Source organism: Nonomuraea aurantiaca, assembly GCF_020215705.1.
In the GTDB taxonomy this organism is placed as follows: Bacteria; Actinomycetota; Actinomycetes; order Streptosporangiales; family Streptosporangiaceae; genus Nonomuraea; species Nonomuraea aurantiaca.
In genome coordinates, this window is sequence record NZ_JAIWNB010000032.1 from 62,753 (window position 1) to 82,743 (window position 19,991).

At 69.8% G+C, this 19,991-nt stretch carries 17 protein-coding genes; 11 read left to right on the forward strand and 6 right to left on the reverse strand.

Features of this window, described 5'->3' with window-relative positions:
* Positions 1-11: 11 nt before the first annotated feature.
* The gene (locus tag LDL49_RS46645) at positions 12-587 is read right to left on the reverse strand and encodes a hypothetical protein (protein ID WP_225301382.1); all 576 of its coding nucleotides are present in this window, start codon (positions 585-587) and stop codon (positions 12-14) included.
* A 76-nt stretch (positions 588-663) separates the two neighbouring features.
* Here LDL49_RS46645 and LDL49_RS46650 point away from each other — a divergent pair, with 76 nt between their 5' ends.
* The 5 genes from LDL49_RS46650 (at position 664) to LDL49_RS46670 (ending at position 5,605) form a co-directional block, all read left to right on the forward strand.
* A complete protein-coding gene (locus tag LDL49_RS46650; protein WP_225301383.1) occupies positions 664-1,176 on the forward strand; it encodes a PadR family transcriptional regulator in 513 nt (170 codons plus the stop codon).
* A 9-nt stretch (positions 1,177-1,185) separates the two neighbouring features.
* Positions 1,186-2,064, forward strand: a complete 879-nt coding sequence (locus LDL49_RS46655) for a 1,4-dihydroxy-2-naphthoyl-CoA synthase (RefSeq protein ID WP_225301384.1) — start codon at positions 1,186-1,188, stop codon at positions 2,062-2,064.
* Positions 2,065-2,181: 117 nt separating this feature from the next.
* Complete coding sequence (locus LDL49_RS46660; protein WP_225301385.1) at positions 2,182-3,390, forward strand: hypothetical protein; 1,209 nt, start codon at positions 2,182-2,184, stop codon at positions 3,388-3,390.
* Between the two features lie 198 nt (positions 3,391-3,588).
* Entirely contained in the window at positions 3,589-4,611 is a 1,023-nt protein-coding gene (locus LDL49_RS46665; protein WP_225301386.1) for an MBL fold metallo-hydrolase, read from the forward strand.
* Positions 4,612-4,690: 79 nt separating this feature from the next.
* Positions 4,691-5,605 carry an aminoglycoside phosphotransferase family protein gene (locus LDL49_RS46670; protein ID WP_225301387.1) on the forward strand — a complete coding sequence of 305 codons (915 nt, stop codon included), beginning with the start codon at positions 4,691-4,693 and terminating at the stop codon, positions 5,603-5,605.
* A gap of 33 nt (positions 5,606-5,638) precedes the next feature.
* On the opposite strand, the gene LDL49_RS46675 is transcribed toward LDL49_RS46670, so the two are convergent.
* A complete protein-coding gene (locus LDL49_RS46675; RefSeq protein ID WP_225301388.1) occupies positions 5,639-6,499 on the reverse strand; it encodes an alpha/beta fold hydrolase in 861 nt (286 codons plus the stop codon).
* A gap of 124 nt (positions 6,500-6,623) precedes the next feature.
* On the opposite strand from LDL49_RS46675, the gene LDL49_RS58790 reads away from it, so the two are divergent.
* Complete coding sequence (locus LDL49_RS58790) at positions 6,624-7,133, forward strand: CGNR zinc finger domain-containing protein (RefSeq protein ID WP_225301389.1); 510 nt, start codon at positions 6,624-6,626, stop codon at positions 7,131-7,133.
* A gap of 73 nt (positions 7,134-7,206) precedes the next feature.
* On the opposite strand, the gene LDL49_RS46685 is transcribed toward LDL49_RS58790, so the two are convergent.
* Positions 7,207-8,151 (reverse strand): NADP-dependent oxidoreductase, encoded by a 945-nt coding sequence (locus LDL49_RS46685; RefSeq protein WP_225301390.1) that lies wholly within the window; start codon positions 8,149-8,151, stop codon positions 7,207-7,209.
* 132 nt (positions 8,152-8,283) lie between these two features.
* Here LDL49_RS46685 and LDL49_RS46690 point away from each other — a divergent pair, with 132 nt between their 5' ends.
* From LDL49_RS46690 to LDL49_RS46700, 3 genes are read left to right on the forward strand one after another with little or no spacing between them, the layout of a single operon-like run.
* Positions 8,284-8,838 (forward strand): OB-fold-containig protein, encoded by a 555-nt coding sequence (locus tag LDL49_RS46690; RefSeq protein ID WP_225301391.1) that lies wholly within the window; start codon positions 8,284-8,286, stop codon positions 8,836-8,838.
* Complete coding sequence (locus LDL49_RS46695; protein WP_225301392.1) at positions 8,838-10,934, forward strand: flotillin family protein; 2,097 nt, start codon at positions 8,838-8,840, stop codon at positions 10,932-10,934. Before LDL49_RS46690 ends, LDL49_RS46695 begins: the two co-directional genes overlap by 1 nt.
* Before the next feature lie 6 nt (positions 10,935-10,940).
* Positions 10,941-15,797: a DNA repair ATPase gene (locus tag LDL49_RS46700; protein ID WP_372470673.1), complete on the forward strand. Its 4,857-nt coding sequence runs from the start codon at positions 10,941-10,943 to the stop codon at positions 15,795-15,797.
* A gap of 67 nt (positions 15,798-15,864) precedes the next feature.
* Here the strand turns inward: LDL49_RS46700 and LDL49_RS46705 are convergent, their stop codons facing one another.
* Positions 15,865-16,308, reverse strand: coding sequence for a MarR family winged helix-turn-helix transcriptional regulator (locus LDL49_RS46705; protein ID WP_225301393.1), 444 nt, complete (start codon positions 16,306-16,308; stop codon positions 15,865-15,867).
* 84 nt (positions 16,309-16,392) lie between these two features.
* Here LDL49_RS46705 and LDL49_RS46710 point away from each other — a divergent pair, with 84 nt between their 5' ends.
* The gene (locus LDL49_RS46710; RefSeq protein ID WP_225301394.1) at positions 16,393-17,538 is read left to right on the forward strand and encodes an FAD-dependent oxidoreductase; all 1,146 of its coding nucleotides are present in this window, start codon (positions 16,393-16,395) and stop codon (positions 17,536-17,538) included.
* Here LDL49_RS46710 and dapA read toward each other — a convergent pair.
* Positions 17,500-18,378, reverse strand: coding sequence for a 4-hydroxy-tetrahydrodipicolinate synthase (dapA, locus tag LDL49_RS46715; protein WP_225301395.1), 879 nt, complete (start codon positions 18,376-18,378; stop codon positions 17,500-17,502). The genes LDL49_RS46710 and dapA overlap by 39 nt on opposite strands.
* Before the next feature lie 71 nt (positions 18,379-18,449).
* On the opposite strand from dapA, the gene LDL49_RS46720 reads away from it, so the two are divergent.
* Complete coding sequence (locus tag LDL49_RS46720) at positions 18,450-19,319, forward strand: LysR family transcriptional regulator (protein WP_225301396.1); 870 nt, start codon at positions 18,450-18,452, stop codon at positions 19,317-19,319.
* Between the two features lie 35 nt (positions 19,320-19,354).
* On the opposite strand, the gene LDL49_RS46725 is transcribed toward LDL49_RS46720, so the two are convergent.
* Positions 19,355-19,963, reverse strand: coding sequence for a TetR/AcrR family transcriptional regulator (locus LDL49_RS46725; protein WP_225301397.1), 609 nt, complete (start codon positions 19,961-19,963; stop codon positions 19,355-19,357).
* Positions 19,964-19,991 lie beyond the last annotated feature (28 nt).

The window sequence follows — 19,991 nt, forward strand, 5'->3', positions numbered from 1 at the left end:
GCTCCTTGCGGCTACTTGGCTTCGGCGGCGGCCGCGCGGCGGGCGCGGGCCTGGACGACCTTGGGGTAGCGGGCGGTGAAGACGGCCGGGGCGGCGAACGTGACCACCTTGATGGCGATGACCACGGCCGTCGCATGCGGCGCGGCGGCCAGCACGAACGTCAGCGACACAGCGGCGACGGTGAACGCGCTCGCCCAGACCGTGGTGATGACCGCATTGACCCGGTAGAAGCCCGGGGTGTTCCAGACCTCCTTGGGCGCCATGGTCCGCGCGATGCCGAGCGTGAACGGCCGGTGGAGGGCCAGCGAGCCCCAGGCGGTGCCCGCGAGCCAGACGTTGACCAGCGCCGGGCCGTACGGCGTGAGGAACGAATGCGGATCGATCAGCGAGAGGACTGTGAGGCAGGCGAAGAACACCGCGGCGCTCGACTCGATCACCATCTCCTCCCAGGCGCGCCCCGCTCGGCGGTCCACGACGACGAGGACCAGCGCGATGACGAGGCCGGTGATGGCGCCCCAGCGCCACTCGTCGCCGGTGGCGATGATCGCGTAGAGGATCCAGGGGGCGAATCCCAGCAGACCGCGCATTTCAAGCTCCCTACGACATTCCTATGTAGACATGTCGAAGGTAGAACCTGCGGCGTCGATATGTCAATATAGGAATATGAGTCTTCGACACGCGGTGCTCGGCCTGCTCTCCGAGGGGCCGGCGAGCGGCTATGACCTGATGAAGATATTCGACGTCTCCCTCGCGAACGTCTGGCCGGCCACGCAGAGCCAGCTCTACGCCGAGCTCGGCAAGCTGAGCGACGCCGGGCTGGTGAGCGTGGCAGCCGAGGGGCCGCGCGGCCGCAAGGAGTACGCCATCACCGACGCGGGCCTGGCCGAGCTGCGCCATTGGATCACCGAGGTGGAGCCGGTCGGGGCCGCGCGCAGCGACATGCTGCTGCGCGTGTTCTTCCTGGCCCAGGTGGATCCGCAGCAGGCCAGGGAGTACCTGCGGCGGCGAGCCGAGCTCATGGCCAAGCAACTGGAACATATCGAAAGCATCCGGGGCTTCGTGGAGAGCGGGCAGGACAACTTGTCGGTGTACGGGAGGATCGCGCTGGAGTACGGCCTGCGCATGGCCACCACGCAGCGCCAGTGGGCCGAATGGGCCGAAGGGCAGATCCGTTAGGCTCGCCCCATGGTCTCCGAACTGTTCGATCCGAAGGCATGGCAGGTGGTCGAGGGATTCGACTTCACCGACATCACTTATCACCGGGCGGTCGACCAGGGAACCGTGCGGATCGCCTTCAACCGCCCGGAGGTGCGCAACGCGTTCCGGCCGCAGACGGTCGATGAGCTCTATCGCGCGCTCGACCACGCCCGGCAGACCACGGACGTGGGATGCGTGCTGCTCACCGGCAACGGCCCCTCGCCCAAGGACGGCGGCTGGGCCTTCTGCTCGGGCGGCGACCAGCGGATCAGGGGCAAGGACGGCTACCAGTACGCCGACGGCTCGGCGTCCACCGGCCGGCTGCACATCCTGGAGGTGCAGCGGCTGATCCGCTTCATGCCCAAGATCGTCATCTGCGTGGTGCCCGGCTGGGCCGCGGGCGGCGGGCACAGCCTGCATGTGGTGTCGGACCTCACGCTGGCCAGCGAGGAGCACGCCCGCTTCAAGCAGACGGACGCCGACGTGGCCAGCTTCGACGGCGGCTTCGGATCGGCGTACCTGGCCCGGCAGGTGGGGCAGAAGTTCGCCCGCGAGATCTTCTTCCTCGGTGACACCTACTCCGCCGCCGACGCGCACCGGATGGGGATGGTGAACGCCGTCGTCCCCCATGCCGAGCTGGAGGAGAGGGCGTTGGAGTGGGGCCGCAAGATCAACGGCAAATCCCCCACGGCACAGCGGATGTTGAAATATGCCTTCAACATGGTCGATGACGGGTTGGTGGGGCAGCAGGTGTTCGCCGGTGAGGCGACGCGGCTGGCGTACATGACGGACGAGGCCGCCGAGGGCCGCGACTCGTTCCTGGAAAAGCGGGCACCCGACTGGTCTCCTTTCCCCTGGCATTACTGACCACCTCCACCCAATCGTGACCAAGGGCTGGAATTCTGATACGTCCTGTGGCCCCCGTACGGGATGGAGATGAGACAGTTGCCGGCATCCACGGTGTGGCGCCGCTTAGTCAGGCATATGTCCGCTCTGTGGCTCGTCGGCGCGGTGATCGCGTTATGCCTGCCGTCTCCCGCGCAAGCCATGGCCGAGAAGACCCTCACCCTGGCCTACACCTGTACCGGCGGCCCGTTCAGCGACACCTCCCTCAGCGTGCCGCTCACCATGCCCGACACGGCGACTGGCACGTTCGACGTCAAGTGGCGCATTCCCGCCCTGACTCTGCGCACGGCACCGACCACCACCACGCAGGTCCACGTCGCCGGGAAACTCATGGTGACCGGCGGAACGCACACGGATCTCAGCAAGACCGGGGCGAGCGTCACCTCCGGATCCGCATCCGTGCTGGCCGGACAGGTGACGAGCACGGTGTCGGTGACCGCCACGACGGGCGGCGAGGTGACGGTCCAGGGCTCCACCGAGCAGGGCAGCCTGAAGCTGAGCCTGGCCAGCGCGCCGTCGGAGGTGACCTCGTGCACGACCACCAGCACGACCAGCGTGGTGATCACGGTCGGCCAGGGCGGCACCGGGACCGGCTCCGGCGACGTGGTGACCTACTCCTGCAAGACCGGCACGGAGGCCACTCCCCAGACCGTCAAGGTCAAGGTCACGCTGACGATGCCGACGAGCGCCCCCAAGACCGGCGAACAGTTCTCGATCGGCTGGTCGGGCACCTATGAGACAGGTTTCGAACTCGAGGCCCCGTCCACCGGGCTGCCCGCCGGCAGCAAGCTGTACCCCTACGCCTCGATCTCCGGCATCACCCAGCTGACCTCCGCGACCGGAGTGGGCGAGCTGGCCGCGGTCACCGCGGGCGCGCCCATCACGCTACCCACCAGCGTCGACATGAAGACCACCTCGAAGAACTCAGGCTCGGCGACGGTGAAGCCGGCGGCCATCAACATCGGCACCTCACCGACCGCCCCCGTCATCGAGTGCGAGGTTCAGAGCGACACCAGCCTCAAGACGTACACCCTGACCATTGGGGCAGGCAGCGGCAGCAGCCCCTCGCCGACCCCCACCAAGTCCAAGTCCCCGACCCCCAAGTCATCGACCAAGACCTCCTTCAAGTCCGAGCCTTCCGCCACCCCGAAGGCAGGAGCCGACACGGGCGCGGGTGGCGACGCCGGTCCGGACGGCCGCCTGTTCGTACTGACGGGCTCCGCTCTGATAGCAGCCGCCGGCGCGGGCGGCCTCCTCATGCGCCGCCGCTCCGCGACCAAGCCCTGATTCTGCCCACGTGGACCGGCCCGGGGAGCACGCCGGGCCGGGGCCTGATCAGCTTCCATATCCACTTCCTCATCGATGGAAGATGAATATCAATATTGGACGCAAGAAGATCGGTTCTGGTCTGCTGAGCGGGCATCGACGTCAATCGAGGTCGTGATCGCGTCCAGGTCTCTGGCCCGTGAAAGCAGGTGTTCGCCCATGTCCTTCGGGCAGTCCAGCCCGTCCCGCCGTGCGTTGCTGGCCGCCGCGGCCCTCCTGCCGCTGGCGGGACGCGAGGCCGAAGCATCGGCCGCCGCCGCCCCCAAGAGCGCACAGCACTACTACGACCGAGCGGCCAGGCTGGCCGGCGACGACCCGGTGCTGCGAGCCCTCGTCAAAGTGCTCACGCCGGGCCTCCCGATGCCGTCGGCGAAGCCCCTCGCGCCACTGAGGATCTTCGACGACGTCGCGGTGGTGGGCACCAGCTTCGTCCAGGCCACGGCCCTGCTCACCTCCCAGGGTGTCATCCTCATCGACGCGATGGGATCACCGGACGACGCGGAAAAGATCATCGTTCCCGGACTGCGTTCTGTGGGAGTGGATCCAGCGAAGATCAAGTACGTGGTGGTCGCCCACGGCCATAGCGATCATTTCGGCGGCGCCCAGTTCCTCGCCGACCAGTACGGCGCCCGAGTCATGATGAGCCGAGCCGACTGGGATGTCATCGCTGCCGAACGTCCGGCCAATGCGCCCAAGCGAGACCTGGAGATATCCGACGGACAGAGGCTCACCCTCGGCGACACCACAGTCGCGTTCCACCACACGCCCGGGCACACGCCGGGCACCGTCTCGCCGATCTTCCCGGTGCGCTGGAAGGGGCTACGACACACCGCGATGTTGTGGGGCGGGACCGCGCCACCCGCCGCGACCGCGGACAAGCGCACCAATCTCTCCTCTGTGCTCGCCTTCGCCTCCAGGATGAGGCAGACAGGGGTAGACGTCGAGCTGAACAATCATGGAGGCTGCGACAACAGCCTGGCGCGCATCGAGGAGTTGCGGGCCGGGTCCACGGGAGCGGCGAATCCGTTCGTCATCGGCCGTTCCAGGACACAGCGCTTCATGAAGGTCATGGAGATCATGCTGCGCGGCCGCATCGTCCAAGACCAAGAGGCGAACGCCGGCGCGTCCTCAGCCGCCGGGGCCGCCTCACCCGGACGATCGGCCCACGCCTGCTGCGGGTGAACGACCGGGAGCGTCTGGGCGGCCTCGGCGGGTAACGGCTGGGAAGCACCGTGAGTGTCGTCTGCGGCAGACTGGGTGGATGGAGATCGTTGTGCCTGCCGCCTTGACCAGGTCTCACGTGAAGTACGACGGCGAGGCGGGGCGGGCCTGGTCGGCGGGGTTACCCGCGCTGGCCGAGCGGTACCTGGAGCAATGGGACCTGCGGCTGGATGGTGCGCCCGCGCACGGGTTGGTGTCGCTGGTGCTGCCCGTGGTGCGGGCCGATGGGACGCGGGCGGCGCTCAAGCTGCAGCCCGTGAGTGACGAGAACGCCGGCGAGGGGCCGGGGCTGCGGGCCTGGGCGGGTGACGGGTCGGTGCTGCTGGCCGACGAGGATCCTGCCACCGGCACCCTGCTGCTCGAACGGCTCGACGCCGAGCGGCCGCTGTCGTCCGTACCCGATGTCATGAAGGCGCTGGAGATCCTCACCGAGCTGCTTCGGCGGCTGGTGGTGCTGCCCGCTCCCCCGGGGATACGCCGGTTGGGGGACATCGCGGGTGGCATGCTCGACCGCGTTTCGGGCGCGGTGGCGGTGCTGCCCAGGGAGCGGGATCGGCGCTGGTTGGAGGTCTGCGCGGGGGCGGTTCGCGAGCTGGTGGGTGAGCCGGGCGATCGGTTGCTGCACTGGGATCTGCACTACGACAACGTGCTGGCCGGGGTACGGGAGCCGTGGCTGGCCATCGACCCCAAACCGCTCGCCGGCGATCCCGGGTTCGACCTGATGCCCGCGCTGCGTAACCGGTGGGAGGAGGTCGTGGCGACGGGGGATGTACGGCGGGCGGTGTTGCGGCGGTTCGACTTCATGGTGGACGGGCTCGGGCTGGATCGGCGGCGGGCTGCGGGATGGACGCTCGGCCGGGTGCTGCAGAACTCGCTCTGGGACGTGGCGGGCGGCGAGTGGGAGCTCGACGAGATCCAACTCGCCGTAGCCGAGGCGGTCCATCACCGCCTGTAGGCCGGCCACCGTCAGGGGCGGGCGGGGCGTCGGTCAGTCGGACAGGCCGTGGAGGAAGGTGCGAACGAGGGCGGCGATCTGGGGGCGGCGGGTTTCCAGGGCGAAGTGGCCGGCGTCCAAGAGGTGGACCTGGGCGTTCCGTACGTCGCGGGCGAACGCCTTCGCGCCCTCCGGCCCGAAGATCTCGTCGTTGCGGCCCCAGACGGCGAGCAGCGGCGGCTGGTGGGTGCGGAGGTAGTCCTGCCAGCGCGGGTACGCGGCCACGTTGGTGGCGTAGTCCAGGAACAGCGCGAGCTGGATCTCGTGGACGCCCGGCCGGTCGAGCAGGGCCTGGTCGAGAGCCTCCTTGTCCGGATTGACCAGGGAGACGTCGGGGACACCGTGCGTGTACTGCCAGTGCGTGGCCTCACGTGCGTACTGGGCGCGCAGCGGGGTGAGGTCGGCTTCGGCGGGATTCGCCCAGATCTCGCGGAGGCCCTTCCAGAAGGGCGTCAGTCCCTCCTCGTAGGCGTTGCCGTTCTGGGTGATGATGCCGGTGATCCGCTCAGGATGGCGCAGAGCCAGGCGGAAGCCCACGGGGGCGCCGTAGTCGTTGACGTAGATGGCGTACCTGGTCACGCCGAGCCCGTCCAGCAACCGGCCGACGACGTCGGCGAGATGATCGAAGGTGTAGTCCCACTCCGAGACGGCCGGGGCAGAGCTGTGTCCGAAACCGGGGTAGTCGGGGGCGATCAGGTGGAACTCATCCGCGAGGTCGGCGATCAGCTCCTGGTAGGCGATCGAGGAGGTGGGGAAGCCGTGGAGCAGGACGAGTGTGGGGGCCGACGGGTCGCCTGCCTCGCGGTAGAAGACGTCCAGGCCGTCGATGACGGTGGTGCGGTAGCGGGTGGTCATAGCGACTCCTCTTAACCAGCTAAATCGGCTTTGCTGGTTAAGTGATAGCATGATACTGGTTAACCGGTCAAACTGATTTGAGGGGTTAGATCCTGTGAGAGTGCGGCCGCTTCGTGGGGAGTCTGTGGCGTTCGACCTGGTGGACACCGTGTGGACGGAGCATGGGGTGCCGGTCGATCAGTTCGACGACCTCGATGGGGTGCGGGCCTGGCTCGACGATCACGGGCTGCCGGGTGGCGACGAGCTGGAGCGCGTACGGGATCGGCTGGTCGAGGCGCGTGCCGCCCTCCGGGCCGTGCTGGACGGGGGCGGGCCCGAGCGACTCAACGCCGTGCTCGGCCACGGCAGCCGCCGCCCGCTGATCCGCACCACCGACCCGCACCAGCCGCATGAGCCGTACGAGCTGGTCGTCGTGGACGAGGCGGCGTGGCATGCGGCGTGGGTGGCGGCGGCGGACCTGGTGCGGATCCTCCGCGAGCGGCCCGAGCGGGTGCGCAAGTGCGCGAACCCGGAGTGTGTGCTGTGGTTCCTCGACACGAGCAAGAACGGCAGCCGGCGCTGGTGCTCGATGGAGGCGTGCGGCAACCGGGCGAAGGTGGGCCGGTTCAACCAACGCCAGCGCACCGCGGGCTGACCCAGCCGGAAAAGATCGGTCACCCCTCGCCGAGCACGACGGGCTGACCGGCCCTGAAACAGCAGTGGGAGGGTCAGATGAGGAGGGCGAGCTTGCCGCGGCCGTGGCGGGTCTCGATCTCGCGGTGCGCGTCCGCCGCCTCTTCCAGCCGGTACGTCCGGCGGATCAGGAACTTCAGCTCCCCCTTGGCGCAAAGAGCGGCATACCGAGCAAGACGCTCAGCCGTGCGGACGCCCTTCGTGACCATGATGCCCAGCTCGTCCGCCTTGGCATGGTCGACCATGGTCAGGATGCGGCCACGGTCCGGGACCAGCTCCAGGGAGGCGTCCAGCGCCGCGCCGCCCGCGCCGTCCAGAGCCGCGTCCACCCCGCCGGGCGCGAGCGCGCGTACCCGGGCGGTGAGGCCGTCCCCGTAAGCGACGGGGATGGCGCCCAGATCGCGTAGGTAGGCGTGGTTCTCCTCGCGAGCGGTGCCGATCACGGTGGCACCCCTACGGACAGCGAGTTGGACGGCGACCGAGCCGACGGCTCCGGCGGCGGCGTGGATGAGGATCGTCTCGCCCGTGGCCGGGTTCAGCTGGCCGATGGCGATGTCGGCGGTCTGCACCGCGGCGGTCAGCGCGCCGGCCACCTCCCAGGGAAGCTCCGGGGGCTTGGGGGTCACGTCGGTGGCGGGGACCACGATGTACTCGGCGTAGCTGTTCAGCAGTGAGAAGCCGAGCACCTCCGTGCCAACGTCGAGGCGCACGCCCGGCTCTCCTTGGTCCGCCACGCCCGGCCCCACCTGGTCGATCACCCCCGCGAACTCGTTGCCGGGGATCCGCGGCAACGGGTCGGTCAGGCCGGGCGGCGTCCAACCGGCCCGCACCGCCGTGTCGAAGGGCTGCATCCCGGCGGCCTTGATCCGCACCCGGACCTGACCCGGCCCGGCCTCCGGCATGGGCCGGGACATCAGGCTGAGGACCTCAGGTCCCCCGAACTCCGCAAACGCCGCCGCTTTCATGAAATTTCCGCTCATGGGGTCGACTGTGCATCCTCAACTGCACTTGAGGTCAAGTCAGATCGCATTTCGGGAACTTTCGGCTTTAGTCCCGCTTTATCTGTATATAGTCCGACGGACAGCACAGGGGGACGGGGTATCCGGGGTTCGATGACCGAGTTCTTACATGTCGTGCTGAGCTTCCCGACGGTGGTATTCACCTTCCTTATCGTCGTGGTCGCCGGCTACTGGTTCATTGTCATAACCGGCCTCTTCGACTTCGAAGACGGCGAGGCGCCCTGGCTGGGACTGGGCGGAGTGCCCGCCGGGATCGCACTCTCCCTACTGATCGCGTTCGCGTGGTTGCTCACCTTGATCGGCAGTCAAGTGGCACCGGGGATCGCGCTCCCGGCCGTACCCATCCTTGCCCTGCTCGGGGCCTGGTTGGCCACGCGGGCCCTGCTCAGCCCGCTGCGGCGGCTCTTCCCCGACTCGCGGCGCCCGTCGCGCGGTGACTTCGTCGGCCAGATGTGCGTGATCCGCACCGGCCAGGCGACCGCCGACTTCGGGCAGGCCGAGGTCACGGCGCCAGACGGCTCCTCGGCCGTCGTTCAGGTCAGGACGACGGGCCAGGACCGGCTCGCGCGCGGCGACAACGCGCTCATCTTCGAATACGACACCAACGGCGAATTCTTCTGGGTCATGCCTTACGAAAGCGAGCACTGATGGACGTCATCTCCACCGGATTCGGCATATTCCTCGCCGTCGTGCTGGTCATCGTGATCGGCTTACTTGCCGTCATCAGCCGCCTTTTCCGGAAGGTCGAACAGGGCAAGGCCCTCATCATCTCGAAGGTCAACAAGGTCGACGTGACGTTCACCGGGGCCACCGTGCTCCCCGTCTTTCACAAGGCCGAGATCATGGACATCTCGGTGAAGACCATCGAGATCGAACGGACCGGCCGCGAGGGGCTGATCTGCCGGGACAACATCCGGGCCGACATCAAGATCACCTTCTTCGTACGCGTCAACAAGACCGCCGAGGACGTCATCAAGGTCGCCCAGGCCATCGGCACCGTCCGGGCCAGCGACGAGTCGACCCTGCAGGCGCTGTTCAACGCGAAGTTCTCGGAGGCGCTCAAGACCGCCGGCAAGCAGCTCGACTTCGTCGATCTCTACACCAAGCGTGACGAGTTCCGTGACCAGATCGTCCGGCTCATCGGTACCGACCTCAACGGCTACAGCCTGGAGGACGCGGCCATCGACTACCTGGAGCAGACCTCGCTGGCCGCGCTGGACAAGAGCAACATCCTCGACGCGCAGGGCATCCGCAAGATCACTGAACTGACGGCGATCGAGCACGTACGGACCAACGAGTTCCAGCGCCGCGAGGAGAAGGAGATCACCCGCCAGAACGTGGACGCCCGCGAGGCGATCCTGGAGCTGCAGCGCCGGCAGGCCGACGCCGAGGTCAAGCAGCGGCGCGAGATCGAGACGATGAAGGCCCGCGAGGAGGCGGAGATCGCCCGCGTGGCGGCCGAGGAGCGGCTGAAGTCGCAGTCGGCCAACATCAAGACCGACGAGCAGCTCGGCGTCCAGCACGAGAACCGGGCCCGTGAGGTCGCCGTCGCGGAGAAGAACCGCGAGCGGGTGATCGCGATCGAGACCGAGCGGATCGAGAAGGACCGCATGCTGGAGATCATCGCCCGCGAGCGGGAGACCGAGCTGTCGCGCATCGCCAAGGACAAAGAGGTCGAGACCGAGAAGCGGTCGATCGCCGAGGTGGTACGCGAGCGGATCGCCGTCGACAAGACGGTGGCCGAGCAGGAGGAGAGCATCAAGCGGCTGCGCGTGGTCGAGGAGGCCGAGCGTACCCGGCAGAGCGTGATCATCGCCGCCGAGGCCGAGGCGCAGGAGAATCTGGTCAAGGGCATCAAGGCGGCCGAGGCCGCGGAGGCGGCCTCGAAGTTCAAGGCCCGCGAGGAGCTGACGCTGGCCGAGGCCAGGCAGCAGGCCGCCGAGCTCGACACCCGAGCCAAGATCAGGCTGGCCGAGGGCATCCAGGCCGAGTCGGCGGCTGCCGGGCTGGCCGAGGTCCAGGTCAAGGAGCGTGACGCGGAGGCGATCGAGAAGGTCGGCCGCGCGGAGGCGGCGGTCCTGGCCGAGAGGCTGCGGGCCGAGGCGGAGGGCGCCAGGTCCATGGCCATGGTCGAGGGCGACCGGCTCAAGGCGCGGGCCGAGGGCGAGCAGGCGATGGCCCTGGCCGCCGCGACGGCGGTGGGCGAGAAGCTCAAGGCCGAGGCCGAGGGTCTGACCGAGAAGGCCGCCGCGATGGCCGCGCTCGACGACGCGAGCCGGGGGCACGAGGAGTTCCGCCTGCGACTGGAGGCCGACAAGGACGTACGCCTCAAGCAGATCGACGTCACGCGGCAGGTGGCGGAGTCGCAGGCAAGCGTGCTGGCCGCCGGTCTGGCCAAGGCGAACATCGACATCGTCGGCGGCGACACGATGTTCTTCGACAAGGTCGTGGGCTCGATCACCGCGGGCAAGGTGGTGGACGGGTTCGTGGAGCACTCGCAGGTCGCCGGCACGCTGGCGGCGCCGTACCTCAACGGGTCGGCCAGCCTCGCGGGTGACCTCAGCGCGCTGGTCAACGGGGTGAGCACCGAGGACCTGAAGAACCTGACCGTGTCGGCGCTGCTGCTCCGGCTCATCCAGAACGGCGGCCCCGACTCGGGCCCGCTGGGCGAGCTCCTGGAGACGGCCCGCCGCCTGGGCGTGGCCGACTCCCCGGTGGCCGCGCTCACCGCCGCGAAGGTCTGATCGCGCGTGACCGACGACGCACAGCGCCAAAACTCCCGTACGGCGGAGCCCGGCGCGACCGCTCCAGCCGGCCAGGTCGGCCTGGAGGCCGGGACCTATGAGGTGCTCAAGTCCCGGCTGGAAGCTCAGGCCAAGGCCCTGGCCGCGGCCACCGAAGGGGTCAACGCCCAGCGCCTGACCGTCTTCGGCGGCACGGAGCTCCGCCTGCTCGGCACCGAGCGCATCCGTACGGACAACAACTGCGTTCCCCGGGACATCGTCTCGCTGGGCGGCGTCATGCTGTTCGGCTACAACGTCTTCATCGGGCTGAAGCCGGAGACCACGGTCGCCGACGTCTTCTCCGTGCACCGCTTCACCAGGGACGGCGACGCCTTCAGGTTCGACCCCGACCGTCTCCCGGCCCTGGACGAACCGGCGTTCCAGAAGGACTTCGCCGAGCTGTACCGCTACTACAAGGACTCCAGGCTCCACCACCTGAGACGCGTCGAGGGCAAGCTGCTGGCCGTCTTCCAGACCGGGCCGGCCGACACCCGGGTCTTCCGATGGACGGTCGACCCCCAAGGAGTCACGAAATATCAGGACAACAGGGGTGAGCGGGACCATGCTTTCCCGCCCTCGCACGACTTCGTGTGGACCCCGGCCACCCGCGACGACCACGTGCTCGGCCGCCACCCGCACATCTCCATCCGCGACGAGGTGTTCGTCGAAACGGTCGGCGGCGACCTCACCATCAAGATCGAGAACAACACCGAGACCGGCGAGGGCATCTACGCCGAGCCCGTGGCCGAGCCCCTCCAGAGCCTGGCCGACGCCGACGTGGAGCACGCCGTCATCGGCCCGCTCATTTTGATCAGGATCCGGCCGTACAAGGAGCCCGACTGGCGCCACCTGGTCTTCAACACCCGTACCAAGGCCGTGACCAGGCTCGACGGCATCGGCCAGGCCTGCCAGCGTCTCCCCGAGGACCAGGGGTTGATCTTCCCCGGCGGCTACTACCTGGCCACCGGGGTCAGCAAGACGTTCGACACGGACGTCACGGACCTGGAGTTCGAGCGGGTGGTCCGCTCCCCCAACGGCGAGGACGTCATGTACGTCTTCCACGCCAGGGGCGACGGCCGCTCCCTGCTCCTGCCGTACAACGTCATCAGGAAGGAGGTGGCCAATCCCATCGTCTGCCACGGCTACTCCCTGTTCGACGACGGCACGATGGTGGTCTTCCGCGCCACCTCCGAGGAGCCGACGCGGGTCCACCCCATGCAGGTCTGGCAGACGCCGTACGTCTCCGACACCTACGCCGCCGCCCAGCCCACCGGCACCGGCCCGCTGGAGCGCATCGGCAACGCCGAGCTGGTGCGCGGCATCTCCGACTGCCTGTCGGTGGCCCGCATGATCGGCGAGATGGCGCCGTCGGCCGCCACGTTCGAAGCGCTGATCGCCGCCTGTACGCGGGCCTTCGACCACTACCACTGGCTCGGCGAGCAGGGCCTGCGCGCCCCGCTCTCCGAGGTACGGGCCACGGCTGAGCAGGTCCTCGACGAGTACGAGCACGTGGAGGCGCTCACCCGCCAGGCCGCCCGCACCCTCACCGAGGCCACGGAGGAGACCACCCGGCTCGTCCGGCAGGCCCGAGGCGACACCCCCGCAACCGCCGACGCCTGGGTGACGCTGCTGGCCACGTTGCGCCGGGCCCAGGGCCGCCTGGTGACGCTGCGCGAGGTCCGCTACCTCGACCTCGCCCAGCTGGACAAATTGACCGGATCGCTGGCCGACGAGCTGGTCTCCGTAGGGCAGCGGGCCGTCGTGTTCCTCCAAGGGGCCGACGCGTTCACCGGCTACCACGAGGCGGTCGAGCGATTGGCCGCCGAGGCCGCCGCGATCACCACCGTCGCCGAGGCCGAGCCGGTCACGGAACGCCTGGCCACCCAGTCCGAGGGGCTGGAGGTCGTCACCGAGGTCGTGGGCTCGCTCGAGATCGCCGACGCCACCGTACGCACCGCCATCCTGGAGCGCATCGCCGAGGTGCTCGGCGGCGTGAACCGGGCGCGGGCCCTCCTGGACGGCCGCCGGCGGGAGCTGCTCGGGGCCGAAGGACGGGCGGCGTTCGCGGCCGAGTTCGCGCTGCTCGGGCAGGCCATCACCGGCGCGCTGGCGGTGGCGGACACGCCTGAGCGGTGCGACGAGCAGCTCGGCAGGCTGATGCTGCGGCTGGAGGCGCTGGAGACGCGTTTCGGCGAGTTCGACGACTTCGCCGCCCGGCTCGCGGGCAAGCGGGACGACGTCTACGAGGCGTTCTCGGCCCGCAAGCAGACGCAGCTGGACGAGCTCGCCCGCCGGGCCGACCGGATCTTCGCCTCGGCCGAGCGCATCCTGGGCAGCATCACCAGGCGGCTGCCGTCGCTGGGCTCGCTCGACGAGGTCAACACCTTTTTCGCCACCGACCCGATGGTGGCCAAGCTCCGCTCGGTCGCCACCGAGCTGCGCGGGCTCGGCGACGCGGTACGGGCCGAGGAGCTGGACGGCAGGGTCAAGGCAGCGCAGCAGGAGGCGGGCCGGGCCCTGCGCGACCGCCTCGACCTGTTCTCCGACGGCGGCGAGACGCTGCGCCTGGGGCGGCACCGGTTCGCGGTCAACACCCAGCCGATCGACCTCACGCTGGTGCCGCACGACGGCGACATGCATTTCGCCATCACCGGGACCGACTATCGCTCCCCCGCCCCCGCCGCGTTCGCCGACACGCGCCCCTTCTGGGAGCAGCTGCTCGCTTCGGAGACCCCGGAGGTCTACCGCGCCGAGCACCTGGCCGCCTCGCTGCTCGACGTGGCGGTGCCGGGCGGGCCGCTCCAGGACCTCGTACGGCAGGCGGCCGAACAGCGCTACGACGAGGGGTACGAACGCGGCGTCCACGACCACGACGCGACCGCCATCCTCGACACGCTGCTGCGGCTCCGGGAGGGAGCGGGGCTGCTGCGGTATCCGCCGGACGCCCGGGCGGCGGCCCAGCTGTACTGGGCGTTCGGGGTGGACGAGGTTTCACGTAAAACATTGGCCACACGGGCCGCGTCGCTGGTGCGCGCCCGCACGGTCTTCGGCCCGACACCGGAGCTTGCCGCTCTCGCAACGGAACTGGGCTCGCACATCGCCGCATTCCACCCGGGGCCCGGCGAGATCGCCTCGCTCGCCGGAGAGTATCTCGTCGAGGAGCTCGCCACCCAGCCCACCGGCTTCGTCACCAGCGCGGCGGCCCGCGCCCTCCTCCAGGGCTTCCACCAGGCGCTCGGCCCGGCCAGGTCACGCGAGTTCGAGGAGGATCTCCAGGCCGTGGCGCTGCCCGAGCGGCTGGAGCTGGCCCGGGCCTGGATTGGCGCCTTCGGCAAGGGCCCCGAGGTGCCCGAGTCCATCGCCGTACAGCTCTGCGACCTGCCCCGGCACGACTCCAGCGCCACACTGACCGCCACGGTGGAGGGCCTGCTGGGCACCCACCCGCGCGTCGCCGACCGCAAGCTGGAGCTGCGCCTGGACGAGACGCTGGCCAGGACCCGCCGCTTCCGTACCGAACGCGTCCCCGCCTACCGGGCCTACCAGAAGCGGCGCACCGAGCTGGTGACCGCCGAGCGGGCCCGGCTGCGGCTGGAGGAGTATCGCCCCAAGGTCATGAGCGCGTTCGTCCGCAACCGGCTGCTCGACGAGGTGTACCTGCCGCTGATCGGCGACAACCTGGCCAAGCAGCTGGGCGCCGCCGGCGGGGACAAGCGGACCGACCAGATGGGCCTGCTGCTGCTCATCTCGCCGCCGGGCTACGGCAAGACGACGCTCATGGAGTACGTCGCCAGCCGGCTCGGCCTGGTCTTCGTCAAGGTGAACGGCCCGGCGCTCGGCCACACCGTCACCTCGCTCGACCCGGCGGAGGCGCCCGACGCGACGGCCAGGCAGGAGGTCGAGAAGATCTCCTTCGCCCTGGAGACCGGCAACAACACGCTGCTGTACCTGGACGACATCCAGCACACCTCGCCCGAGCTGCTGCAGAAGTTCATCTCGCTGTGCGACGCCCAGCGCCGGATCGAGGGCGTATGGAACGGCCGCACCCGCACCTACGACCTGCGCGGCAAGCGGTTCGCGGTGTGCATGGCGGGCAACCCGTACACCGAGTCGGGCCGGCGCTTCCGCATCCCCGACATGCTCGCCAACCGCGCCGACGTCTGGAACCTCGGCGACGTGCTCTCGGGCAAGGACGAGCTGTTCGCGCTGAGCTACATCGACAACGCGCTCACCTCCAACCCGGTGCTCGCGCCGCTCTCCGCCCGTGACCGGGCCGACGTCGAGCTCCTGGTACGGCTGGCGCGCGGCGACCAGAGCGCCCGGCCGGACCAGCTCCGGCACCCGTATGCCAAGACCGAGCTGGACCAGATCCTCAGCGTGCTGCGCAAGCTGGTGCGGGTGCAGGAGGTCGTGCTGGCCAACAACCAGGCGTACATCGCCTCGGCCGGGCAGTCGGACGCCGCGCGCACCGAGCCGCCGTTCCGCCTGCAGGGCTCGTACCGGAACATGAACAAGCTGGCCGAGCGGATCGTGCCCGCCATGAACGAGGCCGAGCTGGAGGCGGTCATCGACGACCACTACCTCGGCGAGGCGCAGACCTTGACGAGCGACGCGGAGGCCAACCTGCTCAAGCTCGCCGAGCTGCGCGGCCGGCTCACCCCCGCCCAGGCCGCCCGCTGGAGCGACATCAAGGCGGCCTACCTGCGCGCCAAGGCGCTCGGCGGCGCCGAGGACGACCCGATGACCAGGGCCGTGGGCGCCCTCGGCCTGCTCGCGGACCGGGTGGGCGAGGTCGGCTCGGCCATCAGGGAGAACACGACGGACTGACGCGCGGTCACCGCGGCTTCGCGGTGACGCGGCGGACAGACGGACCGTCAGGCGACTGACGCGCGCGTCACGGCGACGAGGTCAGCTGCGACGTGCACTGGCGCTGGATGGCCGTGGCCCGGTTGAGGAAGTCGAGGATCAGCTCCAGCTGCTCGTCCGAGTAGCCGGCGTAGAGCTCGGACAGCCCGGTCACGAGCGGCTCGAAGACCTCGGCGCCGCCGGCCAGCGCCTCGTGGTTGACCTCGACGATCACCCGCCGCCGGTCCTTGGTGTCGCGGGTACGGCGTACGAGCCACTTGCTCTCCAACCGGTCGATCAGCCCGCTCACCGAGGCGGGCGCGAGGCCGGTGTGCTGCGCCAGCTCCCCCGCCGTCAGCGGGCCCAGCCGTTGCAGCAGGTCGAGCGCCTTCTCCTCGGTCATCCCCACCCCCAGCAGCTCGCCGACGGCGCTGTGGAACATCACGGCGGCGTTGCTGTTGTCCCGCCCGGCCACGAACAGGGCTTCGAGCAAATTCTTTCGGTGTTCCGAAATATCTCTGGACACGGCCCTCCCTCCCGGCATATATTTCGTTCGACCGAACGAAAGGTTATCACCATGAAGGCTCTGATCATAGGATGCGGCATCGGCGGCCCCACCACCGCGATGGCCCTGCGTGAGACCGGCATCGACGCCGAGATCTTCGAGGCCTACCCGGACACGGCCGAGAATGTCGGCTCGTTTCTCAACGTCGCCTCGAACGGCTTGGACGCGCTACGCGTCCTGGGCGCGCACCGCCGAGTGCTGGCCGCCGGCATCCCCACCCCGAGGATGGTCATGTGGAGCGGCTCCGGCAAGCGCCTCGGCGAGGTGGCCAACGGCCTGGCCCTGGACGACGGCACGGTGAGCCACACGATCCTGCGCTCCGACCTCTACCGCATCGTCCGCGACGAGGCACTCTCCCGCGGCATCAAGATCTCGTACGGCAAGCGCCTGGTCTCCTTCGACGACACGGGCGACCAGGTGACGGCCCGCTTCGAGGACGGCACGGAGGAGACGGGCGACATACTGATCGCCGCCGACGGCGTCCACTCGCGGACCCGCGCCCTGCTCGACCCGAGCGCCCCGAAGCCGCGTTACAGCGGCCTCTACAGCTCCGGCGGACTCGTCCACGACCGGAGGTTCACCGGCGAGCCGGGCGTCTACAACATGGTCTTCGGCAAGCGCGCCTTCTTCGGCTACACCGTGGCCGCCTCCGGCGAGACCTGGTGGTTCGCCAACCTGCCCCGCGAGCTGGGCGACGTCCCCGCGGACTGGAAGCCGGTGCTGGTGGCGGCGTTCCGGGACGACGCGAACTTCTCCGCCGAGGTGATCGAGCGGAGCGAGGTGGCGCTGGCGCTGCCGATCCACGACCTGCCGCCCCTGCCGACCTGGCACAAGGGACGGGTGGTGCTCACCGGGGACGCCGCGCACGCCACCTCGCCGAGCGCCGGGCAGGGCGCCTCGCTGGCCATCGAGGACGCCGTCGTGCTGGCCAGGTGTCTGCGTGAGGCGAAGGACCACCGGGCGGCGTTCGAGCGGTTCGAGAGCGAGCGGCGCGGGCGGGTGGAGAAGGTCGTCGCCTATTCGCGGACGATCAGCAACAACAAGGCCGCGGGCCCGGTCGCCCGGGTGTTCCGCGACCTGATGATGCCGATCTTCCTGAAGAAGCTGGCCAGCCAGGAGTCACTGTCCTGGATGTACCGCCACCAGGTCAGCTTGTGACACCGCTTCCGCTCCGGCGGGCAGCAGCGGCAGGCGCACGCCGGGGGTCGGGAGCAGGCCCCTGGCGTGCAGGACCCCCTTGATGACGGTCGGGTTCGGCTCGGCGAACAGCGCGGCCGACAGCCGGGCGAGCCGATGGCCCAGCGACCGGGCCCTGGCCACGTCACCCGCGCGCCACGCCGCGGCCAGCTCGACGAACCGGTCCGTGGCCAGGTGCGCCGAGGCGAGGATGCCGCCCGCGGCCCCCAGCGCCAGCAGCGGCGAGATGAACAGGTCGTCGCCCCCGAGCACCTCGAACCCCTCGGGCAGGTCCCCGAGCAGGTCCAGGGCGTGCTGGTCGATCCCGCCCGTCGCGTACTTCACTCCGGCGATCATCGGGTGCCCGCCCAGGTGACGCAGGGTCGCGGCACTGACGGCCTGCCCGGTCCGGTAGGGAATGTGGTAGATCACCAACGGCACCGGCGTCTCCTCTGCCAGCGCCTCGAAGTGCGCGATGACACCGCGCTCCGAAGGCCGCAGGAAGTACGGCACGGTCAGCAGCGCGGCGGAGACCCCGGAAGGCAGCTCCTGCAGCGCCGCGGCCGTCGAGCGCGTGTCGTTGCCGGTGATGCCGACGGTCAGCGGCACCTCGCGGTCCGCGCAGACCGCGACGCAGACCTCGATCACCCGAGCCCGCTCGGCGGGCGTCAGCGCCGCGACCTCTCCGGTGGTGCCCAGCGCGACCAGCCCGGCGGCGCCCTGGTCGAGGACGTGGCGGGCGAGCTTGTCGATCGCCTCGACGGCGACCTCGCCCTCCTCGGTGAACGGCGTGACCAGCGGCACATGGATTCCTGTCAGCATGTCTTCAGCCTGACGCGGCACAATACGTTAGGTCCAGCGCGGATTTCTGCTGACGAGCTTAAGCTTGTCTGATGCTCGACCCTCGCAAGCTCCACCTGCTGCGCGAACTCGCCCAGCGCGGCACCATCGCCGCCGTCGCCGAGGCGCTCAGCTTCACCCCGTCGGCGATCTCCCAGCAGCTCAGCGCCCTCGAACGGGAGGCGGGCGTACCACTGCTGGAGCGCACGGGCCGGACGGTCACCCTGACGCCCGCCGGCCACCTGCTCGTCGAACATGCGCAGGACATACTCGAACAGCTGGAAAGGGCGTCCGCAGCGCTCGCCGCAGTGCGCAGCGGCCCGTCGGGGCCGCTGCGGGTCGGCGCGTTCCCCACGGCGGCGCGCGTGCTGCTGCCGCCCGCGCTCGCCGAGCTGTCCCGCGCGCATCCGGGGCTGCGGCCGATGATCTCCGAGATCGACCCCGCCGACGTCTCCGCCGTGCTGCGGGCGGGTGAGCTGGACGTCGCGCTCGTGCACGAGTACGACTTCGTGCCGCCGGTCACCGACGCGTCGCTGGAGACGGAGCCGCTGTTCGGGGAGCAGATGTACCTCACGGACCGGGCCACCATCGCGGACGCGCGCGATGACGCCTGGATCGTCGGCAAGCCGGGAACCCTGTGCCACGCGATGGCGATCCGGGCCTGCCAGGCGGCCGGCTTCGAGCCACGGGTCCGTCACCGGATCGACGACTTCGACACCGTGCTCGCCTTCGTCGCCGCCGGTCAGGGCGTGGCGCTCGTCCCGCGTCTGGCCGCGCTCGCACCACCGCACGGGGTGACGCTGACCGGACTGCCGCTGAGCCGCCGCACCCTGGCCGCCTTCCGCAGGGGGTACGGCGAGCACCCCGCGATCAAGGCGGCCGTCGCGGCCTTCCACACAGCGATCACCCACCTCCCACTCTGAGCGGCCGTCACCCGCCCCCCTTCTGAGCGGGCCTCCTACGTCCCTCTGAGCGGACCCCCTGCGTCGCCGAGTAGACCCCTGGCCAGATCGCCCAGAGTGGCGGCGACCCTGGCCGACTCCCCGGAGAGCAGCAGGCTGCCGATCGGCTGCGTGTGCAGCGTGCCGAGCAGCACGTGCGCGGCCAGGTCGGCGTCGACATCCGGCCGCGCCTCGGCGATCAGGGCCGAGACGTGCCGGTGCCATGACACGTAGATCGGGTTGGCCAGCCGCGTCCCGCCCCCGGCCTTCTGGGTCAGCCGGGCGTGCTCGTGCGCGGCGATCAGTCCCGCGTTTCGGGCGGCCATCGCGACCACCGCGTCGAGGAAGGCCACCAGCCGTTCCCCGGCCGGCGCGCCCGGCCCCAGCGGCGGCGGCCCGTCCACGACGGCCTGCTCCAACGCGTGCGCCCGCTCCGACATCAGCTCCTGCATGAGCCCGATACGGCTGCCGAACCGGTGGAACACCGTCCCCTTGCCCACCCCCGCCGCGACGGCGACCCGCTCGACGGAGACCTCCTCCGGCGGATGCTCCCGCAGCAGCTCCTCGGCGGCCGCCAGGATCGCCCGCCTGTTGCGTGCCGCGTCGGCCCGCTCCCGCCGTTCCATCGGATCATTGTCCCCCATAGACAAAGTT

Coding starts and splice junctions, on each gene's coding strand:
- LDL49_RS46710 (WP_225301394.1), top strand. CDS start 16,393: ATGAAGGCTCTGATCATAGGATGCGGCATCGGCGGCCCCACCACCGCG.
- LDL49_RS46685 (WP_225301390.1), bottom strand. CDS start 8,151: ATGAGCGGAAATTTCATGAAAGCGGCGGCGTTTGCGGAGTTCGGGGGA.
- LDL49_RS46660 (WP_225301385.1), top strand. CDS start 2,182: ATGTCCGCTCTGTGGCTCGTCGGCGCGGTGATCGCGTTATGCCTGCCG.
- LDL49_RS46675 (WP_225301388.1), bottom strand. CDS start 6,499: ATGACCACCCGCTACCGCACCACCGTCATCGACGGCCTGGACGTCTTC.
- LDL49_RS46645 (WP_225301382.1), bottom strand. CDS start 587: ATGCGCGGTCTGCTGGGATTCGCCCCCTGGATCCTCTACGCGATCATC.
- LDL49_RS46655 (WP_225301384.1), top strand. CDS start 1,186: ATGGTCTCCGAACTGTTCGATCCGAAGGCATGGCAGGTGGTCGAGGGA.
- LDL49_RS46650 (WP_225301383.1), top strand. CDS start 664: ATGAGTCTTCGACACGCGGTGCTCGGCCTGCTCTCCGAGGGGCCGGCG.
- LDL49_RS46670 (WP_225301387.1), top strand. CDS start 4,691: ATGGAGATCGTTGTGCCTGCCGCCTTGACCAGGTCTCACGTGAAGTAC.
- LDL49_RS46665 (WP_225301386.1), top strand. CDS start 3,589: ATGTCCTTCGGGCAGTCCAGCCCGTCCCGCCGTGCGTTGCTGGCCGCC.
- LDL49_RS46695 (WP_225301392.1), top strand. CDS start 8,838: ATGGACGTCATCTCCACCGGATTCGGCATATTCCTCGCCGTCGTGCTG.
- LDL49_RS46720 (WP_225301396.1), top strand. CDS start 18,450: ATGCTCGACCCTCGCAAGCTCCACCTGCTGCGCGAACTCGCCCAGCGC.
- LDL49_RS46725 (WP_225301397.1), bottom strand. CDS start 19,963: ATGGAACGGCGGGAGCGGGCCGACGCGGCACGCAACAGGCGGGCGATC.
- dapA (WP_225301395.1), bottom strand. CDS start 18,378: ATGCTGACAGGAATCCATGTGCCGCTGGTCACGCCGTTCACCGAGGAG.
- LDL49_RS46690 (WP_225301391.1), top strand. CDS start 8,284: ATGACCGAGTTCTTACATGTCGTGCTGAGCTTCCCGACGGTGGTATTC.